Origin of the sequence: Sphingomonas sp. TREG-RG-20F-R18-01, from assembly GCF_022662475.1 — a bacterium.
Taxonomy (GTDB): Bacteria; Pseudomonadota; Alphaproteobacteria; order Sphingomonadales; family Sphingomonadaceae; genus Sphingomonas.
In genome coordinates, this window is the sequence record NZ_JAKNQQ010000003.1 from 342,266 (window position 1) to 366,590 (window position 24,325).

General features: G+C 65.0%; 22 protein-coding genes, 1 tRNA gene and 1 pseudogene. 8 read left to right on the forward strand and 16 right to left on the reverse strand.

What is annotated here, in order from left to right:
• The 7 genes and pseudogenes from dusB (at position 1) to hflX (ending at position 9,067) form a co-directional block, all read left to right on the forward strand.
• The gene (dusB, locus tag L8K25_RS11350; RefSeq protein ID WP_347341151.1) at positions 1-1,005 is read left to right on the forward strand and encodes a tRNA dihydrouridine synthase DusB; all 1,005 of its coding nucleotides are present in this window, start codon (positions 1-3) and stop codon (positions 1,003-1,005) included.
• Complete coding sequence (locus L8K25_RS11355) at positions 981-2,072, forward strand: ATP-binding protein (RefSeq protein WP_242139023.1); 1,092 nt, start codon at positions 981-983, stop codon at positions 2,070-2,072. The genes dusB and L8K25_RS11355 overlap by 25 nt, the downstream gene beginning before the upstream one ends.
• Positions 2,069-3,484 (forward strand): nitrogen regulation protein NR(I), encoded by a 1,416-nt coding sequence (gene ntrC, locus L8K25_RS11360; protein ID WP_242139024.1) that lies wholly within the window; start codon positions 2,069-2,071, stop codon positions 3,482-3,484. Before L8K25_RS11355 ends, ntrC begins: the two co-directional genes overlap by 4 nt.
• Positions 3,485-3,589: 105 nt before the next feature.
• The gene (locus tag L8K25_RS11365) at positions 3,590-5,794 is read left to right on the forward strand and encodes an ATP-binding protein (RefSeq protein ID WP_242139025.1); all 2,205 of its coding nucleotides are present in this window, start codon (positions 3,590-3,592) and stop codon (positions 5,792-5,794) included.
• 3 nt (positions 5,795-5,797) lie between these two features.
• Complete coding sequence (locus L8K25_RS11370) at positions 5,798-7,171, forward strand: sigma-54 dependent transcriptional regulator (protein WP_242139026.1); 1,374 nt, start codon at positions 5,798-5,800, stop codon at positions 7,169-7,171.
• A gap of 90 nt (positions 7,172-7,261) precedes the next feature.
• Positions 7,262-7,765: pseudogene (gene hfq, locus L8K25_RS11375) on the forward strand (RNA chaperone Hfq); the annotation flags it as partial.
• A gap of 9 nt (positions 7,766-7,774) precedes the next feature.
• Entirely contained in the window at positions 7,775-9,067 is a 1,293-nt protein-coding gene (gene hflX / locus L8K25_RS11380) for a GTPase HflX (RefSeq protein ID WP_242139027.1), read from the forward strand.
• An 89-nt stretch (positions 9,068-9,156) separates the two neighbouring features.
• On the opposite strand, the gene mazG is transcribed toward hflX, so the two are convergent.
• From mazG to L8K25_RS11430, 10 genes are all read right to left on the reverse strand, one after another.
• Entirely contained in the window at positions 9,157-9,900 is a 744-nt protein-coding gene (gene mazG, locus L8K25_RS11385; protein ID WP_242139028.1) for a nucleoside triphosphate pyrophosphohydrolase, read from the reverse strand.
• Positions 9,901-10,142: 242 nt separating this feature from the next.
• On the reverse strand, positions 10,143-10,313 hold the full coding sequence (locus L8K25_RS11390; protein WP_242139029.1) for a hypothetical protein: 171 nt from the start codon (positions 10,311-10,313) through the stop codon (positions 10,143-10,145).
• A complete protein-coding gene (locus L8K25_RS11395) occupies positions 10,310-11,074 on the reverse strand; it encodes an MBL fold metallo-hydrolase (protein ID WP_242139030.1) in 765 nt (254 codons plus the stop codon). Before L8K25_RS11395 ends, L8K25_RS11390 begins: the two co-directional genes overlap by 4 nt.
• Positions 11,071-11,847: a TatD family hydrolase gene (locus tag L8K25_RS11400; RefSeq protein ID WP_242139031.1), complete on the reverse strand. Its 777-nt coding sequence runs from the start codon at positions 11,845-11,847 to the stop codon at positions 11,071-11,073. The genes L8K25_RS11395 and L8K25_RS11400 overlap by 4 nt, the downstream gene beginning before the upstream one ends.
• 2 nt (positions 11,848-11,849) lie before the next feature.
• Entirely contained in the window at positions 11,850-13,388 is a 1,539-nt protein-coding gene (metG, locus tag L8K25_RS11405; protein WP_242139032.1) for a methionine--tRNA ligase, read from the reverse strand.
• A gap of 39 nt (positions 13,389-13,427) precedes the next feature.
• Positions 13,428-14,405 (reverse strand): DNA polymerase III subunit delta', encoded by a 978-nt coding sequence (locus L8K25_RS11410; RefSeq protein ID WP_242139033.1) that lies wholly within the window; start codon positions 14,403-14,405, stop codon positions 13,428-13,430.
• Positions 14,402-15,034 (reverse strand): dTMP kinase, encoded by a 633-nt coding sequence (tmk, locus tag L8K25_RS11415; protein WP_242139034.1) that lies wholly within the window; start codon positions 15,032-15,034, stop codon positions 14,402-14,404. Before tmk ends, L8K25_RS11410 begins: the two co-directional genes overlap by 4 nt.
• 4 nt (positions 15,035-15,038) lie before the next feature.
• On the reverse strand, positions 15,039-16,211 hold the full coding sequence (locus tag L8K25_RS11420; RefSeq protein ID WP_242139035.1) for a D-alanyl-D-alanine carboxypeptidase family protein: 1,173 nt from the start codon (positions 16,209-16,211) through the stop codon (positions 15,039-15,041).
• Positions 16,212-16,230: 19 nt separating this feature from the next.
• Positions 16,231-17,034 carry an SPOR domain-containing protein gene (locus L8K25_RS11425; RefSeq protein ID WP_242139036.1) on the reverse strand — a complete coding sequence of 268 codons (804 nt, stop codon included), beginning with the start codon at positions 17,032-17,034 and terminating at the stop codon, positions 16,231-16,233.
• 1 nt (position 17,035) lies between these two features.
• On the reverse strand, positions 17,036-18,013 hold the full coding sequence (locus L8K25_RS11430; protein WP_242139270.1) for a lytic murein transglycosylase: 978 nt from the start codon (positions 18,011-18,013) through the stop codon (positions 17,036-17,038).
• 163 nt (positions 18,014-18,176) lie between these two features.
• Between L8K25_RS11430 and L8K25_RS11435 the strand changes: the two genes are divergently transcribed.
• Positions 18,177-18,266, forward strand: a tRNA-Ser gene (locus L8K25_RS11435).
• A 26-nt stretch (positions 18,267-18,292) separates the two neighbouring features.
• Here L8K25_RS11435 and L8K25_RS11440 read toward each other — a convergent pair.
• The 6 genes from L8K25_RS11440 to bamA form a co-directional block, all read right to left on the reverse strand.
• Positions 18,293-19,384 carry an acyltransferase gene (locus tag L8K25_RS11440; RefSeq protein WP_242139037.1) on the reverse strand — a complete coding sequence of 364 codons (1,092 nt, stop codon included), beginning with the start codon at positions 19,382-19,384 and terminating at the stop codon, positions 18,293-18,295.
• A 356-nt stretch (positions 19,385-19,740) separates the two neighbouring features.
• Entirely contained in the window at positions 19,741-19,974 is a 234-nt protein-coding gene (gene rpmE, locus L8K25_RS11445; protein ID WP_010163703.1) for a 50S ribosomal protein L31, read from the reverse strand.
• A 158-nt stretch (positions 19,975-20,132) separates the two neighbouring features.
• A complete protein-coding gene (locus L8K25_RS11450; protein WP_242139038.1) occupies positions 20,133-20,345 on the reverse strand; it encodes a hypothetical protein in 213 nt (70 codons plus the stop codon).
• Between the two features lie 7 nt (positions 20,346-20,352).
• A complete protein-coding gene (gene fabZ / locus L8K25_RS11455; protein WP_242139039.1) occupies positions 20,353-20,832 on the reverse strand; it encodes a 3-hydroxyacyl-ACP dehydratase FabZ in 480 nt (159 codons plus the stop codon).
• A gap of 7 nt (positions 20,833-20,839) precedes the next feature.
• Complete coding sequence (locus tag L8K25_RS11460; protein WP_242139040.1) at positions 20,840-21,553, reverse strand: OmpH family outer membrane protein; 714 nt, start codon at positions 21,551-21,553, stop codon at positions 20,840-20,842.
• Positions 21,553-24,318 (reverse strand): outer membrane protein assembly factor BamA, encoded by a 2,766-nt coding sequence (gene bamA, locus L8K25_RS11465; protein WP_242139041.1) that lies wholly within the window; start codon positions 24,316-24,318, stop codon positions 21,553-21,555. Before bamA ends, L8K25_RS11460 begins: the two co-directional genes overlap by 1 nt.
• Between the last annotated feature and the right edge of the window lie 7 nt (positions 24,319-24,325).

The following is a 24,325-nucleotide window of genomic DNA, read 5'->3' on the forward strand; positions in this document are numbered from 1 at the left end:
GTGACCCCGCGCACGCTTACCCCCTTGCAGATCGGCCCCGTGACGATCGCCTCCCCGGTCATCCTGGCGCCCATGACCGGCGTCACCGACATGCCGTTCCGCACGCTGGTCCGTCGCTACGGCTCGGGCCTGAACGTCACCGAGATGGTCGCGAGCCAGGCCGCGATCCGCGAGACGCGCCAGTCGATCCAGAAGGCGGCTTGGCATCCGATCGAGGATCCGGTGTCGATGCAGCTGGTCGGTTGCACGCCTTATGAGATGGGGGAGGCCGCCAAGCTGAGCGAGGACCGCGGTGCCGCGATCGTCGACATCAACATGGGCTGCCCGGTGCGCAAGGTGACCAATGGCGACGCGGGTTCTGCGCTGATGCGCGACCTCGATAATGCCGCCGCGATCATCCGGGGCGTGGTCGACGCGGTCACCGTGCCCGTCACGCTCAAGATGCGGATGGGGTGGGACCACGATACGCTCAACGCGCCGCAACTCGCGCGAATCGCGCAGGACCTCGGCTGCAAGCTGGTGACGGTCCACGGTCGGACGCGCAACCAGATGTACAAGGGCAGCGCCGATTGGGCGTTCATTCGCTCGGTCAAGGACGCCGTGTCGATTCCGGTCATCGCCAATGGCGACATCTGCTCGATCGAGGATGCCGAGGCCGCGCTGGAGCAATCGTGCGCGGACGGGATCATGATCGGACGCGGGGCCTATGGCCGGCCGTGGTTGCTCGGGCAGGTGATGGAATGGTTCGCGCACGGACGGCGTCGCGACGATCCGTCGCTGGACGAACAATATACCGTTATTGCAGAGCATTACGATGCGATGCTGACGCACTATGGGACCGAGACGGGCGTCAACATGGCGCGCAAGCATATCGGCTGGTACACCCGCGGCCTCCACGGCTCGGCCGAGTTTCGAAACAAGGTCAACCAGATCCCGGACCCCAAGGTCGTACAGGCGATGCTTGCCGAGTTCTACGCCCCGTGGCGCAGCCGCGCCGCCGCGTGACCCGCGCGGGGCAGGAGCCAGGGCCGGGCTTCGCCGAGCTTTTCGCGGCGCTGCCGGTCGCGGTGCTGGTCGTCGACCCGGGGTCGCGGATCATGCATGCCAATGCCGAATCCGAGACGTTGCTCAATCTGTCCGAGCGCACGATGGAGGGGCAGCCCTTGGCGTCGGTGCTGCAGCGGCCCGACGTCGACAACCCGCGCGAAGATCATGGCCTGTCGGCGTTCGACACCGAGATCCTGTTGGCACGCGGGGGCAGCGTGCGCGTCGATTATGTCGAGACGCTGATCGCGGATCATCCAGGCTGGCGGACGATCACGCTTCATCACGCCGCCGCGACGCGACGCATGGGGCACAGTGCGGACCGCGCCGCCGCCGCGCGCGCGGCGATCGGCGCGGCGGCAATGCTCGCGCACGAGATCAAGAACCCGTTGTCGGGGATCCGGGGGGCGGCGCAACTCTTGTCCAAGGCCAAGGGCGCCGCCGAGCTGACGACGCTGATCACCACCGAAGTCGATCGGGTCGCCGCGTTGATCGACCGGATGCAGGACTTCACCGATACGCGTCCGCTCAACCTGATATCCGAGAACGTCTACCCGTTGCTCGACCATGCGCGTCGCGTCGCGCTCGCCGGCTTTGCGCAGCATGTGAAGATCGAGGAACGGTTCGACCCATCGCTGCCGCCCGCGCAGCTGGACCGCGATTCGATCCTGCAGGTGGTGCTCAACCTGCTCAAGAATGCGAGCGAGGCGATGCGGGAACAGGCCGATGCCCGCATCACGCTGGCGACCGCATACCGCCACGGCATGGCGATCGCGCCCGCGCCGGGTCGCCCGCGGCGGCCGCTGCCGATCGAGATCTGCGTGATCGACAATGGCCCCGGCGCGCCACCGGACATCGCCGACCATCTGTTCGACCCGTTCATCTCGGGGAAGCCGGAGGGGCAGGGACTTGGCCTCGCGCTCGTCGACAAGCTGGTGCGCGACATGGGCGGGATCGTCCAATATGCGCGGGAAGGAACACCACCGATGACCGTGTTTCGTATCATGCTCCCGCGCGGTCGGGCATGAACCGGACGGGCCGGATCCTGGTCGTCGACGATGATGCGGCGATCCGCACGGTCGTCGGTCAGGCCTTGCAACGCGATGGACATCGCGTCGTCCTGGCGGCGACGATCGCGGAGGCCGACGCGCGTCTGTCCGCCGGCCTGCCCGACGTGCTGGTGACCGATGTCGTCCTGCCCGACGGCAATGGGCTGGATATGGTCGCACGGCTCGTTGCGCAGCACCCCGGCCTGCCAGCCATCGTCCTGTCGGCCCAGAATACGCTGACCACCGCGGTACGGTCGACCGAGGTCGGCGCGTTCGATTACCTGCCCAAGCCATTCGACCTCGATGCGCTGTCGCAGAGCGTGCAGAGCGCGCTCGCGCGTGGGTCGAGCGGAGCGCTCGAGCCGATCGCCAGCGAAGATGCGCTGCCCCTGATCGGACGATCACCGGCGATGCAGGACGTCTATCGCATCATCGCGCGGGTAGTCTCCAACGACCTGACCGTCCTGGTGTCCGGCGAGTCGGGAACGGGCAAGGAGCTCGTCGCCCGCGCCATTCATGACCTGGGTCCACGCCGTCGTGCCCCGTTTCTCGCGTTGAACATGGCGGCGATCCCGCGCGAACTGATCGAGGCCGAGCTCTTCGGTCACGAGCGCGGCGCCTTTACGGGCGCCCAAGCGCGATCCGCCGGACGGTTCGAGCAGGCCGCGGGCGGAACGCTGTTCCTGGACGAGATCGGCGACATGCCGATGGAGGCGCAGACCCGCTTGCTGCGCGTCCTGCAGTCCGGCGAGTTCACGACCGTCGGTGGCGCGCGCACGATCCGCGCCGACGTGCGTATCGTCGCAGCCACCAATCGCGATCTCGCGCAACTGGTTGCGACGGGGCAGTTTCGCGAAGACCTGTTCTATCGGCTCAACGTCGTGCCGGTCACCTTGCCGGCGCTGCGCGCCCGACGACAGGACATTGCCCTGCTGGCCCGGCATTTTCTCGACCGTGCGGTCGAAGACGGCCTGCCTCGCAAGCAGTTGGCGGCGGATGCTCTAGCCGTGCTGGAAGCGTACGACTGGCCAGGTAACGTTCGCGAGCTGGAAAACATGATGCGCCGCATGTCGGTGCTCGCGCGGGACGAGCGGATCGACGGCGCCGAGGTACGCGCGATGCTGGGCGGCGGCGCGCCGCAGCAGCGGCCGGCAGGCGACGCCGGGATCGAAGCCGCGATCCATGCGCGGATCGCACGGCTCGCCATCGAGGAGCCATCCGCGCTCGACGATGGAACGCTGTACGACCGCATCATCGCGGAGGTCGAGCGGCCGATGATCCAGGCGCTGCTGGCGCGCCATGGCAACAATCAGCTGCGCGCGGCGCGAGCGCTGGGAATCAACCGCAACACCTTGCGAAAGCGCCTTGATGTCCTTGGCATCGACGCCTGACGTCCGACCGGTGGGCTCGACAATGCGATCGATCGAGTATTAAGTGTGTTTTCTCGGCCACAATAGCGTTGTACCAATGTCACGATGGAAGGCAGTGCGCCCGCTTTGACTGTATCCGCGTCCCCCCGGTCCTCGCCGTTTCGGATCGTTCCGGCGATCGAGGTGCTGGTGCTCAGCGCGGCGATTGCGATCGCGTTCGCGACCTATTTCGTCATCACGAATGGAGCAGCGTCACACGCTTTGCTCAGCCCGCCGGTGATCGCACTGCTGCTCGTGGCCAATCTGTTGCCGGCTGGTGCCCTGCTGGTGTTGCTGGGCCGCCGGATCGCGATGCGGCGCGCGGCGCGGATGCCGATTGGTGGACGCGCGCGGTTGCACGTGCAACTCGTGGCGCTGTTCTCCGTCATTGCCGCGGTTCCGACCTTGTTCGTCGTCGTGTTTGCGTCGCTGCTGTTCCAATATGGCGTTCAGTTCTGGTATTCGGACCAGGCGCGCAGCATGATCGAAAACGCGACCGGCGTGGCGCGAACGTCCTACGATCAGATGTTGCGCCGCTGGCAGGACCAGGCGGTGTTCGCGGCTGCGGATATTTCGGACAACCTGCAGGTGAAACTGCGCTCGCCCGAATTTCCCAAATACTTCTTCCAGCAGATCTATCTTCGCAGCCTGTCGGACGGCTTCCTGTTCATCGCCGAGCCGAAGGGCGCCTCCCGCGAGATCGTCCAGGTCAATCCCGACAACCTCGATTATCGCAAGGAAGTGTCGCAGGCAGAGCTCGATCGGCTGCGGGCCGGAACGGCAAGCATCACCACCGTCAAGGGCGACCGGATCGAGACGGTGACGCTGGTACCCGGCACGACCAACGTCTTTTTGCTGACCGTCGCGATTTCCGACGTCCGGGTGATGGAAGTGCAGTCGAAACGCAGCATCGCGGTGCTGTCGAGCTACCGCGATCTCATCGCCAAATCCCGGTCGCTCCAGCTGAAGTTCAACGCGGCGTTGCTCGCCATGTCGTTGTTCATCATTGCCATCGCGGTGTGGATCGCGCTCGAGGTGGCGGACCGGCTGGTCAGGCCGGTCGGGGAGCTGGTCGCGGCCGCGCACAAGGTCGCGACGGGTGACCTGACCGCGCGGGTGCCCGAGACCAAGGTACAGGATGAACTCGGCACGCTCGGCACGGCGTTCAACCAGATGACGGAGCGGCTCCAGGCGCAGACTGGCGCGTTGGAGAGCCGTCGCGCGTTGATCGAGGCGGTGATGTCGGGCGTGACCGCTGGCGTCATTTCCGTTTCGCCCGAGGGGGTGATTCGCCTGATCAATCGCTCGGCCATCCTGCTGCTCGAAAGCGCCGACGACACGCCGGTTGGAAAACCGCTGAGCGTCGTTTCGCCGGAGTTGGCCGCGCTGATCGAGCGCGACGACCGCGATGCGATCGTCGAACTGGGCCAGGGCAATGAGATGCGGACGCTCGCGGTCAAGATCACGCGCGCGGCGGAGGGGCCGATCCTGACCTTCGACGACATCACCGGCCAATTGCTCGACCAGCGCCGTGCGGCATGGTCGGATGTCGCCCGCCGGATCGCGCATGAAATCAAGAACCCGCTGACGCCGATCCAGCTCGCCGCCGAACGGCTCCAGCGTCGCTATGGCAAGCAGATCGATCCCGAGGACACGACGTTCGCGCGACTGACCGATACGATCGTCCGCCAGGTGGGCGACTTGCGCCGCATGGTCGACGAGTTCTCGTCCTTTGCGCGGATGCCCAAGCCCGTCTTCCGGGAAGAGTCGCTGGTCGAAATCGCCCGACAGACGCTGTTCCTGCACGAGGTCGCGCACCCGGGCATCACGTTCAGTCTCGAATGCCCGGAAACTACGCCCCCATTGGTGTGCGATCGCCGCCAAATCGGCCAGGCGTTGACCAACATCGTCAAGAATGCGGTCGAGGCGGTCGAAGCCAACCCAGGCGCGCACGAGGCGGCGATCGCCATGGCGATCGAGCCCGGCGACGGCCGGACCGTACTGACCGTTTCCGATACGGGCATCGGCCTGCCGGCGGCACGGGACCGCATCGTCGAACCCTATGTCACCACGCGCGCGCGGGGAACCGGGCTCGGCCTCGCGATCGTCAAGAAGATCGTGGAGGAACATTGCGGAACGATCAGCTTCGCCGACCGCCCGGGCGGAGGAACGATCGTCACCTTGTGCTTCGATACCGAACAACTCGCCAAACTCGAGGGCGGAGACGACCTCGCGTCGTCCTCGTCCAACAGCGCATCCTCCGCGCCAGTCCTCGTACAGAACCGGACCTGAACCATGCCCCTCGATATCCTTGTCGTCGACGACGAACGTGACATCCGCGATCTGGTCGCCGGTGTCCTCGAAGACGAAGGTTATGACGCACGGGTCGCCGGCGACAGCGACTCCGCGTTGGAAGCGATTTCGGTGCGGCGCCCCTCGCTGGTGCTGCTGGACGTCTGGTTGCATGGCTCGCGGCTCGACGGGCTGGAACTGCTCGACGAGATCAAGCGGCGTGATCCGTCGATTCCGGTGTTGATGATCTCGGGCCATGGCAATCTGGATACGGCGGTGGCCGCGATCCGGCGCGGTGCTGCCGATTTCATCGAGAAACCGTTCGAGGCGGAACGCCTGCTGCTGATGGTTGCACGGGCGACCGAGACCGAACGGCTACGCGCGGAGGTTGCGAGCCTGCGTGCAAGCGTCGGTCGCGACAACGATTTGACCGGTAGCTCGACCGCCATCAACGGCGTGCGCGCGACCCTCAAGCGAGTCGCCTCGACCGGGAGTCGCGTATTGATCATGGGCGGGGCAGGGGTCGGCAAGGAAGTCGCCGCGCGGCTGCTGCACGGCTGGAGCCAGCGCGCCACCGCCCCCTTCGTGGTCGTCAGCGCAGCCCGCATGACGCCGGAGCGGGTCGAGGAAGAACTGTTCGGCGTTGAAGAAGGGGGGCAGCTGGTCCGGTCCGGCCTGCTCGAACAGGCCCATGGCGGGACGCTGTTCCTCGACGAAATCGCGGATATGCCCCTGGCGACGCAGGGGCGGATCCTCCGGGTGTTGACCGAACAGGCGTTCAACCGGGTCGGCGGGCAGCGAGTCGTCAAGGTCGACGTGCGCGTGGTGTCCGCCACCGCGCGCGACCTGACGCACGAAATCGAACAGGGCCGCTTCCGCGAGGATCTGTATTACCGGCTCAACGTCGTTCCGGTCGCGATCCCCGGCCTGTCCGAACGGCGGGAGGATATCCCGGTCCTGATCGATCATTTCATGGCGCATTACGCTTCGGAACGCAGGGTTGCGACGCCACAGGTCGCCCCCGACGCGATGGTCGCGCTGCAATCCTACGAATGGCCGGGCAACGTGCGGCAGCTGCGCAACATCGTCGAGCGGACGATCATCATGGCGCCCGGCGACCGGCTGGCGCGGATCGACGTCGACATGTTGCCGCCCGATATCCTGGGTGATCCGGGCGAGATGGGCGGCGGGGCCACGGCCATCATGGGCGCGCCGCTTCGCGAGGCGCGCGAGAGCTTCGAGCGTGAATATCTCCGGGTCCAGATCCGGCGGTTTTCGGGAAACATCTCGCGAACGGCGAATTTCATCGGAATGGAACGCTCGGCCTTGCATCGCAAGCTCAAGCTTCTCGGCATCACCGAAGTTCGTGAGGACTAGTGGACGTGGGACCCGGGCGTCCCTAGATTAGCATCTCGTCACTATCCGACGCCGGGCACCGGCGCGCCGCGGGAAAACCCGCCAAGAACAAAGGATCGACCGATGGCCGACAAACAGACTTCGCTGCAAGATCTCTTCCTGAACGCGCTCCGCCGTACCAAGACGCCGATCACGATGTTCCTGGTAAAGGGCGTGAAGCTGCAGGGAATCGTAACATGGTTCGACAACTTCTCGGTATTGCTCCGCCGCGATGGCCAGTCGCAGCTGATCTACAAGCATGCCATTTCCACGATCATGCCGGCAAATACGATCGACGTCGACGCGATCGTCAACGCGATCGGTGAAGCACAGCGCAAGCAGCCGTTGCTGCAGGAGATCTTTCTCAACGCGGTGCGCAAGTCCGAGGACAGCGTGACCATGTTCCTGGTCAACGGTGTAATGCTGCAGGGCCAGATCGCCGCGTTCGACCTGTTCTGCATGATGCTCCAGCGCGACGGCATGGCGCAGCTTGTCTACAAACATGCGGTATCGACCATCCAGCCCGCGCATCCGCTTAATCTCGCTGATGAGACAGCGGGCTCCGACGAAGATTGAGGACCATTTTTGACCACAGGATTTGAACGCGACCGCGACGATGTCGCCCGCGGTGCCAAGGCCGTCGTTGTTTATCCGGATACCGGCGCATCCTCGCGTGATGCCGAGGCGCGCCTCGCCGAAACCGCCGGGCTGGCCATGGCGATCCATGTCGAAGTGGTCGACCGGGTCGCGGTCAAGGTGCGCGCGCTTCAGCCGTCGACCCTGATAGGCAAGGGGCAGCTGGAGGCGCTTGCGGCAACGGTGCAGATGGCGGAGGCCGAGCTGGTCGTGTTCGACGCCAGTCTGACACCGGTGCAGCAACGCAATCTCGAGAAGGCGCTGTCCGCGAAGGTGATCGACCGGACCGGGCTGATCCTCGAGATTTTCGGCGAACGCGCCGCGACGGCGGAGGGGCGGCTGCAAGTCGAACTCGCGCATCTGGATTACCAGGCAGGACGTCTGGTGCGGAGCTGGACCCACCTTGAGCGCCAGCGCGGCGGCTTCGGCTTTCTCGGCGGTCCGGGCGAAACCCAGATCGAAGCGGATCGCCGGCTCATTCGCGACCGGATGGCGCGGCTCAAGAAGGAACTCGAGCAAGTCTCGCGCACGCGCGGGCTGCATCGCGACAGGCGGCAGCGCGCGCCGTGGCCCGTAATCGCGCTGGTCGGCTACACGAACGCCGGAAAATCCACGCTGTTCAACCGGATGACCGGTGCCGACGTGATGGCGGAAGACCTGCTGTTCGCAACCCTGGACCCGACGTTGCGGCAGATCGCACTGCCGGGGATCGACAAGGCGATCCTGTCGGATACCGTCGGCTTCGTGTCCGAACTGCCGACCCAGCTCGTCGCTGCGTTCAAGGCAACGCTTGAGGAGGTCGTCTCGGCCGACTTGCTAATCCACGTCCGCGACATCGCGCATCCGGACAGCATTGCGCAAAAGGACGATGTCGAGGCGGTGCTGCGCGATATCGGTGTCGAAGCGTCGGTACCGCGGATCGAGGCCTGGAATAAGCTGGACCTGCTCGACCCGGACGAGCGCACCGAGATGCTCGGCGAGGCGCAGCGTCGTGACGATATCGTGGCGTTGTCGGCGCTGACCGGGGAAGGGGTGTCCGATCTGCTGGAGACGGTCGCCGCTTTACTGACGTCAAGTCACCGTCGGTACGCGATCACGCTGGACGCGGCGGATGGCGCCGGGGCGGCGTGGCTGCATGCGCACGGAGAGGTCAGCGGGCAGACGATCGACGGCGATACGGCCGTCTATGAGGTGCGCATGGCGGAACGGGATTACGAACGGTTCTGCCAGCGCAACGACTGAGCGGTGGAATGGCGGCGGGTTGCTGGGCGCTTGCTGCTGCGAACGCGCGATACGTCTGCGGACGGAGGCAGGCCGGTGCGTGCGGGCCGCTAGTCCTCGGTCCGTTTGACGCGTTGCCAGGACGCTTCCATTTCGGCGAGGGTCAGACCTTTGAACGCGGGCCCAGCTTCCCGTTCCATAGCGCTGAAACGGCGCTCGAATTTGCCATTCGCCCGCCGGAGCGCCGCTTCGGGATCGACGCCCAGTTTGCGCGCCCAGTTGACGACGGAGAACAGCAAGTCCCCGATCTCGTCCTCGATCGCATCCGCCGATGCGGCGGATTCCACCTCCGCAATCTCTTCGTCGATCTTGGCCCGGGGGCCGTTGGCATCAGGCCAGTCGAACCCTGTCCGTGCCGCACGGCGCTGGAGCTTGTCGGCGCGGAGGAGCGCGGGGAGGCCGATGGCAACCCCGTCCAGCGCTCCTACGCTTCCCTTGTCCGCGCGTTCGGAGGCCTTGATCTGCTCCCATGCTGCGGAACCGCCAGTGCCTCCGTCGCCGAAGATGTGCGGGTGGCGACGTTCCATCTTGTCGCTGACCGCGGCGACGACATCGGGCAGCGCAAAATATCCCGCTTCCTCGGCGATGCGGGAATGGAACACGACTTGTAACAGAAGGTCCCCGAGCTCGTCCTTGAGTTCGGGCATATCGCGCCGGGCGATCGCGTCCGCCACTTCATAGGCTTCCTCGATCGTGTAGGGCGCTATGCTTTCAAATCCCTGGGCGATGTCCCATGCGCAGCCGGTATCCGGATCGCGCAACCGCGCCATGATGGCAACCAGACGGTCGATCATTGCGCTTCGCCCGCGAACGCAGCCGGCGCGTCGCTCAGGGGCATCGAGCGGTAGACATCGTGGACCATTTCGAAAAAACACCTAACGGGCAAAGAAGCCTTTTCATGCCATGACCAGGCCGTCGACAAAAGCGGGCTTGAGGAGACGGCAGCCACGGGGGCGGAAGCGATCCGGCGACGGACTGTTTGGCAAATGCCAATTTCCACCACCAATTATCCGTCAGACCGATAATACACATTATGTTAAATAGTAATGTTGTCCGCGTGCTGCCAGAGCCAAACGATCCCCAATAAGCCACCGAAGATTGCCGTCCATACCAGCGCCAGCTTGATCACCGTCCGTGCTGGCAGGCGCCGCGACGCAAGAGCCGCGATCGGCAGGATCAGTACCAGCGCCGTGACGAAGGCGTTCACGCGTCCAGCACCAGGCCATCATAGCCCGGCTCTACATTCTCCGGCAGCTCACCCAGCAAGGTCGCATAATCCATGGTCTGATCCATATGGGTCAACGCCGCCCGTCTTGGCTGCAGTGTCGCGATCCAATGCAATGCCGTTGCAAGGTCCGGGTGCGATGGATGCGGCCGTTTGCGGAGCGCATCCACCACCCATATGTCGAGACCGCTGTACAAGACGACCATATCCTCCGTCATGCCGCTGAGATCGGTCGCATAACCGATCACGCCGCCTTCGCCCTCGAATCGCAGGCCGGCCGACTGGATGCTGCCGTGCGGCTGGTCGGCGACGCGCACGTCGATGTCCCCGATCCGGATCTCGTCGGGCAGTGATTCGAGCGACGCGACCTTGGGATAGCCGTTCAGTCCTTGGAAAATATACCCGAACCGATCCTTCAGCCGTGTTTCCAGCGCAGGCCGTGCGATGCCGCGAACGGGGCTGCCGAGCGCATGATAGACCTGCCGCAAATCGTCGATGCCGTGGGTATGGTCGGCATGATCATGCGTCCAGATGACGGCGTCGACCGTCGCGACGCCCGCCGAAAGCAACTGTTCGCGCATGTCGGGGCCGGTATCGACCAGAATGCGGGTCGTTGCGGTCTCGATCAGCACCGAAGCCCGCGTCCGGCGGTTTTTCGGGTTCGCAGGGTCGCATTCGCCCCAGTCATTGCCAATCCGCGGAACGCCGGACGACGTTCCGGACCCAAGGATCCGCACTCTCATCCGCGCGTCTTCGCGAACAGCGTATGGAAGTTGGCGCGCGTGGCATGCGCCAGCGTTTCCAGCGGCTCGCCGCGCAGATCCGCCAGGAATGCAGCCGTGTCGGCGACAAACGCCGGTTCGCCCGTCTTCCCGCGATGCGGGACTGGCGCCAGGAACGGTGCGTCGGTTTCGATCAGTAATCGGTCGAGCGGCAATCGGGCGGCGGTTTCCTGCAGGTCCTTGGCGTTTTTGAACGTCACGATGCCGGAAATCGAGATGTAGAATCCGAGATCGAGCGCGATGTCGGCAAACGCACCGCTCGCCGTGAAACAGTGAATGACCCCGGGAAAGGCCCCCTGCTCCAGCTCTTCGCGCAGGATGCGCGCCGTATCCGCCTCGGCATCGCGCGTGTGGACGACGATCGGCAGTTGCGTTGCGCGGCACGCCGCGAGGTGCGCGCGGAAGCTCGCCTGCTGGCGATCGCGATCGCTATGGTCGTAGAAATAGTCGAGACCGCTCTCGCCGATCCCGACGACGCGCGGATGCTGCGCCCGCTCGATCAGCCGGGCGGTCCCGACATCGGGATGCTGGTCGGCTTCATGCGGATGGATTCCGACCGTCGCCCAGACGTCGGGCTCGCGCTCTGCCGTCGCGAGCACGGCGTCCCATTCGCTTTCGCGCGTCGCGATGTTGAGCATCGCCTCGACCCCCCGCCCGCGTGCGCGCGCGAGGATCTCGGGCTGCTGCTCCGCCAGGCCCTTGTAGTTCAGGTGGCAATGGCTGTCGGCGAACATCGTCAAGCCTCCACGGGCGCTTCGAGCCGGGGAAACACCCCGCTGGGCGCTGGCAGCGCCAGCCCCGCCGCAAGCGGATGCCCGAGCGCCGCGAAACCGCGAGCGTCCGCCGACTGGCCCAGCAGGTCGAGCAATTTGTCCGCGCCGCCCGGGATCGCCCAGCGCGCAAGAATCGCGATCCGCCGGATCGCGTCGGCGGCATGATAGAGGATCGTATCGGCGCGGGCCGGATCGGTCTTGCGCACGCTCCACGGCGCCTGGTCCGCAAAATACTGATTGGCATCGCGCGCTGCCGACCACACCGCGTCGAGCGCGTTATGCAGCGCCAGATCGTGCATCGCATCGTGCAACCCCTGCTCCGCTGCCGCCACGCTCGTTGCGAGCGTGGTCTCTGCTTCGGTTGCCGCGCCCGCCGCCGGGACGACACCGTTACAGGCCTTGGCGATGATCGACAGGCAGCGCTGCGCGAGATTGCCGAGATTGTTGGCGAGGTCCGCGTTGCACCGCGTGACGATCGCTTCGGCGGAATAGCTGCCATCCTGCCCGAAGCTGACTTCGCGCAACAGGAAATAGCGTAGCGCATCCACCCCGAAATGATCGACCAGCGCCATTGGATCGGTGACGTTGCCAAGCGACTTCGACATCTTTTCCCCGCGGTTGAGCAGGAAGCCGTGTCCGAACACCGCGCGCGGCAGTGGTATGTTCGCACTCATCAGGAAAGCCGGCCAGTAAACGGCATGAAAACGCACGATATCCTTGCCGATAATATGCAACTGCGCCGGCCAGAACGTCTCGTACAGTTCGACGTCATCGGGATAGCCGACGCCGGTCAGATAATTGGTCAGCGCATCGACCCAGACGTACATGACGTGCCCCGGACTGCCCGGCACCGGCACGCCCCAGTCGAAGCTGGTACGCGAGACAGAAAGGTCGGACAGGCCGCCCTCGACGAAGCGCAGGATTTCGTTGCGGCGCGCCTCGGGGCGGATGAAGTCGGGGTTGGCGGCGAAGAAATCGAGCAGCGGCTGCTGGTATTTGGACAGGCGGAAGAACCAGGTTTCCTCCGCGGTCCATTCGACGGGAGTACCCTGCGGCGAGAGCTTGGCGCCCCCTTCCCCGTCGACCAGCTCCTTCTCGTCGTAAAATGCCTCGTCGCGGACCGAATACCAGCCCTCGTAGCGGTCGAGATACAGGTCGCCTGCCGCCTCCATCGCCTGCCAGATCGCCTGGCTTGCACGATAATGATCGGCATCGCTGGTGCGGATGAAACGATCGTAGGAGATTTCAAGCGCGTCTGCCATCTGCTTGAAATAGCTGCTCATTTCGTCGGCCAACGCGCGCGGCGTCAGGTCGCGCTTGCGCGCTTCCTGGACCATCTTGAGCCCATGCTCGTCGGTCCCGGTCTGGAACCGGACCTCGCGCCCAAGCTGGCGCTGGTAACGCGCGATCGCATCGGTCGCGATCGCTTCATAGGCGTGCCCGATATGCGGGCGGCCATTGGGGTAGCTGATTGCGGTGGTGATATAAAAAGGGTCGGCCATGGCCGCCTCCTAGAGCAACCAACCGGCGAATTGAAGGCCTCAGGCAGCGAGCCGTGCGACGATCCCGGCCATTTCGTACACGGTTGCTTGCGCATCGAGCGTCAGCGCGCGCGCGCTCGCCGCCAGGGCGCGCGCGGCGTCGTAACTTTCGAGCGCGGTCCGCAAGCGCTGCCCCGTCCGCAACGGTGCCTCCGCCGCGATGAAGGCGGGCGCCCGGTCGAGAAACGCCTCGTAGCGCGCCTGTGCCGCCTTGAGCGCCAGCGCCTTGGCGAGCTTGCCACGGCGCGCGTTGGTGCGGTCCCCGTCCCGCGCGATCGCAGTGAGCGCCTGGTCGAGCGCAGCGAGATCGAGCCCCGCAAACCCCAAGGCGCGGCCGGGCGAGCCTTGCGCCACGCGCCGCAACGCCGCGATTTCCGCGTCGTCCGCCTTCGGCAAGGCTTCCCCCAACACCGTCGTCAACGCCGCGTCGTCGAGCGGGTCGAAGCGCAGCAACCGACAGCGCGACCGGATCGTCGGGAGCAGCCGCCCCGGGGCATGGCTGACAAGCAGGAAGATCGTGCCTTGCGGCGGTTCCTCGAGGCTCTTGAGCAGCGCGTTGGATGCGCCCGGGCGTTCCAGATCGTCGACCGCGTCGATGATGACGACCCGGCGATCCGACATCGACGGCCTGGTCGCGAACATCGGCCCCAGCGCGCGAACCTGCGCGATCGGAATGCTCCGCGCGAGATCGAGCCCGGTCTTGTCGCCTTCCTTGGGCTGGCGCGTCAGCTCGCGATAGTCGGGGTGCGAACCCGCAGCGATCAGCGTCCGCGTGCGATCCGTCTCGGGCACGTCGAACCCCGGCGCAAGATCGGCCCCCGCACCCTCGGCAAGCATCCGGATCGCCGCGGCACGCGCGAAGCTGGCCTTGCCGATCCCCTCCGGGCCGGCGAACAGCCAGGCGTGGTGCAAGGCGCCGCTGCGCATCGCCGCCGCAAACGCCGCATGCGCCGCGTGATTGCCGATCGGCAGAGTCACGGCAGCAGGTCGGCGAGGTCGGCGAGGAGCGCGGCCGACACGACGCCGATTTCTGCTGCGGCATCGATGACGCGAAACCGGTCGGGTTCGGCCGCGGCGAAGCGCCGGAACGCGGTCGCGACGTCGGCGTGGAACGCGTCGCCGCGCGCCGCGAACCGGTCGGCGGCGGCGCCGTCCCGTACCGCAGCGCGGGCGCGGCCTTCCTCAGGGCTCAGTTCGAGCACGAAGGTCCGGTCGGGCAACAATCCGCGCGCACCGAACCCGTGCAGCGCGAGGATAGCGGCATCATCGATTCCCCCGGCCAGCCCCTGATACGCGCGGCTGCTGTCGAGATAGCGGTCACAGATCACCCATCGACCAGCACCGATCGCCGGGCGGATCGTCTTTTCGACATGGTCGGCCCGCGCCGCGGCGAACAGCAGCGCTTCGCTATGCGCGCTCCACCGACCGACGCTGCCTTCCATCAACAGCCGCCGGATCGCTTCCGCGCCCTCGCTCCCGCCGGGCTCGCGCGTGATCAGCGCATCGATCCCGCGGTCGGCGAGCGCGGCGACGAGCAGGCGCGCCTGCGTCGACTTGCCTGCCCCCTCCCCGCCCTCGAGCGAGAGGAACCGTCCGGTCACCGACACGCGATCAGCCGCCGAACAGGCTCATCAACCCCGCCCAGGCGCGTCCGAAGAAGCCGGCTTCGGCCACGTCGGTCGCCGCTACGAGCGGGAGCCGCTGCTGCGGCATGTCGGGGGTCGAAACGACGAGATCGGCAATATGCTGCCCCGCCTTGATCGGCGCCTTGATCGGGCCGTCATAAACGACCTTGAGCGTCATGTCGGCAGCCACGCCTGCGGGAAGCGTAGCGGTCAGGTCGTTCGGCGCGACCAGGCCCACGGTCCGCGCACTGCCGAGCTGGACTTCGGCGGTCTCGATCTGCTTCCCCTTGGGCGCGATCTGCTTGGCCTGCCAGGCGCGGAAGCCCCAGTTGATGAACTTGACCGATTCATCGGCACGCTGCCCGGAACTCCCGAGACCCGCCATCACCATCACCAGGCGACGCCCGTTTTGCTGCGCGGATCCGGTGAAGCCGAAGCCGGCTTCCTCGGTATGGCCCGTCTTGAGCCCGTCGGCGCCCTGCACCCGGCCCAGCAACGGGTCGCGATTGGCCTGGTCGATCGGCTTCTGTCCGCCCAGGGTCTTGCCCCAGGTAAAGCTCGGAAGCGAGTAGAAGCGCTTGTAGAGATCCGGGTGATCCTGGATCGTCGCGCCTGCCAGCTTGGCCAGATCGCGCGCCGTGACGTAAGTCACGCCGGCATCGGGCCAACCGTTCGACGTGCCGAAGTGGCTGTTGGTCAGCCCGAGCTTCGTGGCTGCCCGGTTCATCCGCTCGGTGAAGGTCTGCTCGGTGCCCGAAATGCCTTCGGCCAGCACGACGCAGGCATCGTTCCCCGACAGCGTGACGATACCCTTGAGCAGGTTCTCGACGCTAACGTCCTCGCCCGACGACAGGAACATCGTCGACCCCTGGCTATGCCACTTGCGCCATGTCTCGGGCTGGACGTGGAAGGTCTGGTTGAGCTTGAGTTCGCCCGACTTGACCATCTCGAACGCGACATAGACCGTCATCATCTTCGCCATCGATGCAGGCGGCATGCGGCGGTCGGCATCCTTGGAATACAGGACCGCGCCGGAGGACAAGTCCTGGAGATAGGCGACCGGGGCCGGCGTCTGGAAATCGGGCTTGGCGATCGCAGGCGTCGTCGCAGCAATGGCGACGATGGCGGTGGCGGCGATCCAGTTCCGGCGGGATGACATGATGTTGGCTCTCGTTCTTCTAGTTTGAATGGAGAATGCGGGCGTCGCCATAGCCAGCCCGGGCGATGCCGTCACGCGCGCGCTTGGCGGATTGTGGATCGGCATAGGGCCCAAGCTGGACGCGGTACAGCCCACCGCTTGCTAAAACCTTCCCACCCAGCGTGCGTGCCAACGTAGCCGCACGCGCGCCGGAGGAAAGCGCCACGACCTGTACCGTCCAGCTGCCCCGGATGGACGCGGCCTTTGGAGCCGTGCCGGTGCTGGCAACCCTCGGACGCACGGCCGGCGACGGAGCGCCCCGTGCAGCGGCCGTTGCCGATGAATTGCCAGGCGCCGAAGCGGCAGGACCTTCGGGGAGCTTGCGCCGCAGGGCCGCAAGCAACGCCGGCGGGGCGTCGAGGCGCGGCGCGACGCTCTTGCCAGTCAACAGGGCTTCGCGATCCGCGACCGACAGGGTGACCGGGCGGACCCGCACGGGCCCATGATCGCCAACCCCCAATTGCCGCGCCGCGCCCGGCGACAGACCAACCACGGCTCCATCCGCCGGGCCGCCAAGCACCTGTGCGACAATCGTGCGTCCGCTATCGAGCGCGGTCAGTTCGACGAAGCTTCCGGCCGGCAGCGGAGGGAATGTCACCGCAATCATGACCGGCCCGAGCGGCCCCTCCGGTAACGGCGTCATGATCGTCGCATAGCAAACCGCATCCGGCGCACGTGCGCCTGAGGTCGCGCGAGGTCCCGCCCCGGCTGGCGGGGCATCCACCTGCCCCGCCAGCGGCGTCGCCGCCAGCGAGAGGAGCAATAGCGAGCCCCCCAGGCTCATCTCACCGCTCGACCGCGTCGGCGAGCAGACCCACCGACAGCGCGTAGAAATTGGAGCAATTATAATCGAGGATGACGCGATAATTGCCGGTCAGCAGATAGGCGGTTTGCCCCTGCCCGTCCGGCTCGATCAGCGTCGCCAGGACTCGGTCCCCCGGCCAGGACCGGGTCTGCGGCACGACCCCGAGCGCACGCCATTCGGCCATCGTCTTCCAGGCGCTCTGCCGCTGGAACACGCGCGGGCAACGCGGCGACACCAGGCGGGTGGCGATCTGGTTCCGGTCGAACGTCATCGGCACGGATACGGCAAACCCCCAGGGTTCGCCGGGGCGCCAGCCTGCATTGGAAAAGTAATTGCCGATCGACGCCAGCGTATCCGCGCTGCTCGTCCAGATATCCGCGCGCCCGTCCCCGTCGCCATCGCGGGCGAGGCGAAGATACACGGAAGGCAGGAACTGCGGCCCGCCGGTCGCGCCGGCCCAGCTTCCGACCAGCTGCGATCGCGGCACGCCGCGGTCCATCATCTGCAGCGTCGCGATGAATTCGTCCGCGAACAGGTCGCGCCGACGCCCCTCATAGGCAAGCGTCGCCAGCGCGCGGGGAAGGTCGAACCCGCCCATCACCCGGCCATAGCTGGTCTCGTGCCCCCAGATCGCGACCATGATCGATTCGGGCACGCCGGTCTGTTGCTCGATCCGCTGCAAGCGTCCGCGTTCGGACAGATAGGCCGCCTGCCCGCGCGCGATGATCGCGCTCCCGACATGCTGTGCCTTGTACGGTGCGAAATTCGGGATCGCCGCGATCGCGGGACCGCCGGGCTGCTGCCGGTCGAGCTCGATCACGCGCGGGTTGAGCGTCAGCGACGGGATCACTGCATCCAGCGTCGCCCGGCTGACTCCGCGTGTCTCGGCCAGCGTCCGCAGGGTTGCCAGATAGGTCTGGAAGCCGGCGTCGTCCTGCGCATGTGCAGCCCCGCCCATCGATACGCAGACGAGGACCGCGGCGATGCCGCGCGTGATCCGACGCCAAGTTTTGCTGTTACCCCGCATGACCGGAACCTTGGCACAGCGGGCCAAGCGCATGAAGCCCCAAAGCCGGTAGGACTTGCACAAATCGCCAGACGCTGGCTAAGCGGGGGCGAACGGAAGAGTGGCCGAGTGGTTTAAGGCAGCGGTCTTGAAAACCGCCGTGGGTGCAAGCTCACCGTGGGTTCGAATCCCACCTCTTCCGCCAGTGTCGCGACCGTCCGGTTCACGATCTCACGTCCGGCGACTGCGGAAAAACGCGATCAGGGGCGCTTCGACAAGTTGGAAGGACAAGGCCGCGACGACCAGGCAAAGGGCGATCGATACCGACGAGAACAGCCACAATGCCGGGATCGACGTACTCCATTCGAGCTTGCGCCATAACTGGCTCATCGCGGACAAGACGAACGGGTGCATGAGATAGAGCGAATAGGACGCGTTTCCGGCCAGCAGCGGTAGCCAGTGTCGGCGAACGCCCCCTGCCGTATCGCAGGCCAGCGCACCGGTCACGAGCAGAAACGCGGGGATACCTCTGCTGACTACACGCGGAAATTCCGGAAACGTGTCGGCGCCGACCACCAGCAGGATCAGCCCGACCACCGCGATACCCAATCCGTAACGCGGCCCGATCGATTGCAGCATGCGCGTTCGAGCATAAAACTCTCCGAGCAGCATGCCCGAGAAAAATTCCAACATGATCGACGACGTGTAAAACTCGATTTGCCTGTCAAACAGCGTCCCGCGAAGCGGTCCAACGCCCGCAATCAGCCCGATGATTGGAAGAGCACTGAAGACGAGGGCAGCGACAACAAGGCGATACGATCGACCGATCAACAATAACCCGCTGAACACAAGATAGAAGAAAATCTCGTAATTGAGTGTCCAGCCAGGGATCACGACAGGTTCCATCAACCCGGTCGAAGGATGCGGCCATGCGATGAAGGCGTAGGATGCCACAACATGGTTCAAGTCGAACCGTCCAGTCTGCAGGACAGCCGGGGCAATGGCCATTACCGCAACCATGATCGTGGTCGCGATCCAGTACAAAGGAACGATCCGGACCAGGCGATGATTCAGGAACTTGGTTGGAGAATTGGGGCGATCACAGGTCGTGATCCACATGATCAATCCGCTGATCACGAAAAAGGCATCGACGCCACCGGCCAGACCCGTGCCGAACCCGGCCGTATAGCCGAGGTGCTGCAATTGCGGTTGCAGATGATACAAGACAACAAGGAAGGCCGCGAGGCCACGCACATATTGGACGCCGATCAGTTCGCGGATCGGCGACGGCTTAGCCTGTGAGGGCCTGCCGGGATGTCCCATTTGCCGCATGGCCGTCCATATGCTCACAAGTTTGCTACCGCGCTTATCCTAGTCGAACGACCAGGCGCTTTTATAAAAAACCCACAAAACCCGGTCTCAAGCGATAAGGACGACCAATCGATCGGTTCACAATCTTCCGCAACAGCGGAGCAACATATGTGGGCTGCTTAGGGTAGGACGATCGGTGCAGCTAGCGTTTTCAGGGGTGGTGTACCCACGAACCAAGCCGGACCGTCATGGTCGAACGGATGGATACGCGACGACAAACGACACCGCATACCGTCGTGACCGCACGTCGGCTGCGGGAAATAGTCAAAGACTTGGGCGGCGCCGATCCGACGCCGCCCCAAACCGTCTTACTTCTTGCCGATGGAAGACATCGCGCCGAACCGCTTGTTGAAGCGGGCAACCTGGCCGCCTGCGTCGAGCATCGTGCCACGCCCGCCGGTCCAGGCCGGATGCGCGAGCGGATCGATGTCGAGCGTCATCAGGTCGCCTTCCTTGCCCCAGGTGGTACGGGTCTGGAACTGCGTGCCGTCGGTCATCTGCACCGTGATGGTGTGATAATCGGGATGGATGTTCTTCTTCACGACTGAATTCTCCGAAAAGCCGCTGGTTTCCGACCAGCAAGCGAAGGCGCGGCCCCTATCAGAGCCGGGCCCCAAGTGCAACTCTACCACGCGGACAGACGAAGGCTTTCGATCATCGCTGCCGACGGCAGAGGCAATTCGATGGCGCTCGCGAACGCTCAGCGTATCGTCCACCACCGCCGCAGCGCGACCACGGACCAGATCGCCTCCACCAGACCGAACGGCCACGCGCCCTGCAGGAAGCCGTAGGTCGATCCAAGCAGGCACGCGCCGGAAAAACCCAGCACCCACCAGGGCGAGCGGTCTTCCAGCGCGTAGCACAGCAACATTGCCGAAACCGCGAACAGGCCGAACCAGGTCAACCCGTCCATCAGAGGATCACTTGGGCGGGTCGGCGATCATCGCGGTGAAGTTCGCCTCCGCAGCGAGTTGGCCGTCGATCGTCGCGCGTCCCGCGAACTTGCAGACGCTCGAACGCTTCTGGACGAACGCAACCTCGAGCTTGAGCAGCACGCCGGGCTCGACCGGCTTGCGGAACTTCGCCCCGTCGATCGCCATGAAATACACCAGCTTGCCCGATCCGGCGAGACCGAGCGATTCGACCGCAAGGATCCCCGCCGCCTGCGCCATCGCCTCTACGATCAGCACGCCCGGCATGATCGGCCGTCCAGGGAAATGCCCCTGGAAGAATTGCTCGTTGATCGTCACCGCCTTGATGGCGCTGATCGACCGGTCGAGGATGCACTCCTCGACCCGGTCCACCAACAGCATCGGGTATCGATGCGGCAACGCCGCCATGACCCGCCCGATATCGAGCGGGCCCATTGCGCCGCGGCCTTCGCCTTCACCGTCCGCCATCAGACGCTCAGCGACCCTGCGGTGCCTTGGCGCCCGCAGCCGGCGCAGCGGCAGCACCACCAGCGGCGCGCTGACGCTGCATTGCCGAGATATAGGCAAGCTGCTGATACTGCTGGAGCAGCTGCTGGGTCTGCTGGCTCGGCTGCCAACCAGCCGGTGGCGTGAACGCAACCGTCGGGTTCGTGCGATCGAGCTCGGCCTTGATGTCGTCGGTGACATCGACGGCAGGCGTGCTGAACTGGACGCTACCGGCCGAGAGCAACAGGCTCAGCTTCTTGGAGGCGACAACTGCCTGCATGGCAGCGGCATATTTCTGCGAAATCTGTTCGATCGCATATGCTTGGGCCAGCGTTGCCGGACCACGAAGCCGCGCGACGTCGGCCTGACCGGTGCGCTGCGCGGTTTCGATCTGGGCGAGCGCCGGGTTTTTGGCTGCCTGCGCCTTCTGGATCTCGTCGTCGGACAACTGCTTGTCCTTGTTGAGATCGAGCGGGGCATACAGCGTGTTGAGCTGGGCCTGGAGCGCCTGTGCACGCGCGGTCGCCTGGTCGAGCTGCGCCTTGTAGGTCGTTGCGATCGACGTGTTCGCTGCGTCGAGCGCCTTTGCCGTCAGGATGACGGTCTCGGGATCGGCGATCGCGATACCGCCGACCTGCGCCTGAGCAGCACCCGCGAGCGACAGCCCGACACAACCGAGCAGCATGGAATAGGTGGTCTTCATCAGAATTGTGTCCCCACATTGAATGTTACAAGTTTACTATCGTCGCCCTTGTCCTTGAGCAGGGCGTAAGCGAGATCGATGCGCAACGGCCCGAACGGCGAGTTCCAGTTTACGCCAGTACCGACGGAAATGCGCGGACGTGGCGAGTCACCGACGAAGCGTTCGAGGAACGGAGAGATTGGCTGCCCCGACAGCGGGGTGTTGACCGACGTCCCGCTGCACGGTCCGCCGACCGTCGCCGAATAGCCGACCGTGCAGGTGGTGCTTGCCGATGGGTTGTTCCCGTCCGTCGCCGGCACGACGTAATAAGGCTGACCATTGGTCGCCAGGACCGGACGGTTGAGCGACTGAACCACCGTTCGGCCGGTGACCGGGTCGACCGCGGTCGGGAAGGTCGCCGTCGGCAACGGCCGCGTGATGCCGAACAACGCGCCTGCCTGCACGTAGATCGATGGCCGCAAGCCGAGTTCGCGCGCACCTGCGCCGAGCGGGATTTCCAGCTCGAGCTTGCCCAGGTAATAGGCGCGCCCACCGAGCGCGTCGTCCACGATCTGCGTCCGGTCGGTGACCAGCGTCTGGTTGCCCGCGGCGTCGGTCACATAGGGAATGCGCTGAATACGCGGCCCCACGCCGCGAATGTCGAACCCGCGGAAGTCCGGCTCGCCGAGATAAAAGCGGTCGGTGATGCGGACCGAATCGATCCCTGCCCCCCGGCTCTTCTCCAGCGACTTGATATAGCCGCCCTCGACGTTCAGCGAGGCGATGAACCCGCTGCCGACGTTGACGAATTTCGACCCTTCGATCTTGGTGCGGATGTACTTCACGTCCCCGCCGAGGCCGGCGAAGTCCTGGCTGAAGATGAAGCGCTGCCCGGCCGTCGGGCGCAGCCGGCTGTTGAGGCTGTCGTACAACAAGGAATAACCGACCGACGATGTCCAGCGGTTGCCGATGGCTTCGCAAAGGTACCGGCCGGCGAGCAGGTTGTCGCACTGGCCGTTGGTGAAATACGTCGCCTGATCGAGCCCGACCTGATCGTAGGACAGACCATAGCGGCCGGCGAGCTGCCAATATTCCGTCAGCGGGATACCCGCGCGCAGCTGGAAGCCGGTCGACACCTGCGTGTAGGTCGTCTGTCGCGTGTTGCCCAGATAGTTGAACGCATTGTAGTCGCGGCGGAAGATATCGCCGCCGACCGCGATGTTCTTGTCGAACAGATAGGGTTCGGTGAACCCCAGCTCGACCGACTTGGAATAGGTCGAATAATTGACGCTTGCGCGCAGTTCCTGGCCCTTGCCGCGGAAGTTGCGCTGGCGGATCGAGGCCTGAATGATGAACTTTTCGAGACTCGAGAAACCTGCCGAAAGCGACAGCTCGCCGGTCGACTTTTCCTCGACGTTCGCGGTCAGCACGACGCGATCGGGGGACGAGCCCTGCGTCTGCTTGATCTCGAACTTGTCCTGGAAGAAGCCGAGCGAATTGATGCGATCCTGCGAGCGCTTGACCTGGAAGCTGCTGAACGCATCGCCTTCCGCCAGACGGATCTCGCGGCGGATGATCTTGTCCTGCGTCTGCGTATTGCCGTTGATGTCGATGCGCTCGACATAGGATCGTTTCGCTTCGGCGATGTGGAAGTTGATACCCATCGTCAGCGTGTCCTTGTCACGCTGGAAGTCCGGGTTCACCTCGGTAAAGGCATAGCCGAAGGCGCCGGCCGCCTCGCTCAGCGAATCGACCGCGGTCTCGACCTTCTTGGCGTTGTACCAGTCGCCCTTGTTGATCCCGAGGCTGGCGGCGAGCTTCTTGTTGTCGAAGTCGCGGATGTCGCTGTCGACGGTGACGTCGCCGAACTTGTAGCGCTTCCCCTCCTCCACCACGTAGGTGATGATGAAGTCCTTCTTGTCGGGCGTCAGTTCGGCGACGGCGGACGTCACCTTGAAGTCGGCATAGCCTTCGGTCAGGTAGAACTGGCGCAGCTTCTGCTGGTCATACGCCAAGCGATCCTGGTCGTAGCTCGTGTTCGAACTCAGCAACGTCGTCAGGCGCGCCTGCTTGGTCGCCATCTGCTCGCGCAGCTTGTTGTCCGAGAATTCCTCGTTGCCCAGAATGTTGATCTGGCGAACCTTGGATTTCGGCCCTTCGCTCACTTCGAAGATCACGTCGACCCGGTTCTGGTCGAGGTTGACCATCTTGGGCTCGACCACCGCGGCGAAGCGGCCTTGGCGGCGATACAATTCGATGATGCGGGCGACGTCCTGACGAACCGCGGTGCGCGTGAAGATCTGGCGGGGGGCGAGTTTCACCTCCTTCTTGATCTTGTCTTCCTTGAGCCGCTTGTTGCCCTCGAAGATGACACGATTGATCACCGGGTTTTCACGAATCCGCAACACGATGTCGCCAGTCTCGGCCCCTGCGATCGAGACGTCGGCGAACAGGTCGCTCGCGTAGAGATCCTTGATCGCCTGATCGAGCGACTCGTTGGTGAACGCCTGACCGGTGCGCAACTTGGTGTAGGACAGCACGGTCTCGGGCTCGAGACGCTGCGATCCCTCGACGCGGATCGTCTTGATCGTGCGGGTGACGGCCGGCGCAGCCGCAACGGGCGACGCGACCGGCGCAGACGCCGTGGCCCGCGCGCTGGCCTTGGCGGGCGACCGTCCGGCTGCCGGCGTGGTCTGGGCCTCGGCGGGCAGACAGGACAGCATCGTGCCTGCCAGCAGCACGGCGGTGGCCCGTGCTCCGAAAGTTGAAACCTTGATCGCTGTCACATCCCAC

Bases quoted from the DNA above. Each gene is read 5' to 3' on its own strand.
- L8K25_RS11370 (WP_242139026.1), top strand. From the start codon at position 5,798: ATGCCCCTCGATATCCTTGTCGTCGACGACGAACGTGACATCCGCGAT.
- L8K25_RS11460 (WP_242139040.1), bottom strand. From the start codon at position 21,553: ATGAAGACCACCTATTCCATGCTGCTCGGTTGTGTCGGGCTGTCGCTC.
- L8K25_RS11400 (WP_242139031.1), bottom strand. From the start codon at position 11,847: ATGTTCGCCGACAGCCATTGCCACCTGAACTACAAGGGCCTGGCGGAG.
- ntrC (WP_242139024.1), top strand. From the start codon at position 2,069: ATGAACCGGACGGGCCGGATCCTGGTCGTCGACGATGATGCGGCGATC.
- L8K25_RS11440 (WP_242139037.1), bottom strand. From the start codon at position 19,384: ATGGGACATCCCGGCAGGCCCTCACAGGCTAAGCCGTCGCCGATCCGC.
- L8K25_RS11430 (WP_242139270.1), bottom strand. From the start codon at position 18,013: ATGGGCGGGGCTGCACATGCGCAGGACGACGCCGGCTTCCAGACCTAT.
- L8K25_RS11450 (WP_242139038.1), bottom strand. From the start codon at position 20,345: ATGGACGGGTTGACCTGGTTCGGCCTGTTCGCGGTTTCGGCAATGTTG.
- L8K25_RS11425 (WP_242139036.1), bottom strand. From the start codon at position 17,034: ATGAGCCTGGGGGGCTCGCTATTGCTCCTCTCGCTGGCGGCGACGCCG.
- mazG (WP_242139028.1), bottom strand. From the start codon at position 9,900: ATGATCGACCGTCTGGTTGCCATCATGGCGCGGTTGCGCGATCCGGAT.
- L8K25_RS11420 (WP_242139035.1), bottom strand. From the start codon at position 16,211: ATGTCATCCCGCCGGAACTGGATCGCCGCCACCGCCATCGTCGCCATT.
- L8K25_RS11395 (WP_242139030.1), bottom strand. From the start codon at position 11,074: ATGAGAGTGCGGATCCTTGGGTCCGGAACGTCGTCCGGCGTTCCGCGG.
- metG (WP_242139032.1), bottom strand. From the start codon at position 13,388: ATGGCCGACCCTTTTTATATCACCACCGCAATCAGCTACCCCAATGGC.
- fabZ (WP_242139039.1), bottom strand. From the start codon at position 20,832: ATGGCGGACGGTGAAGGCGAAGGCCGCGGCGCAATGGGCCCGCTCGAT.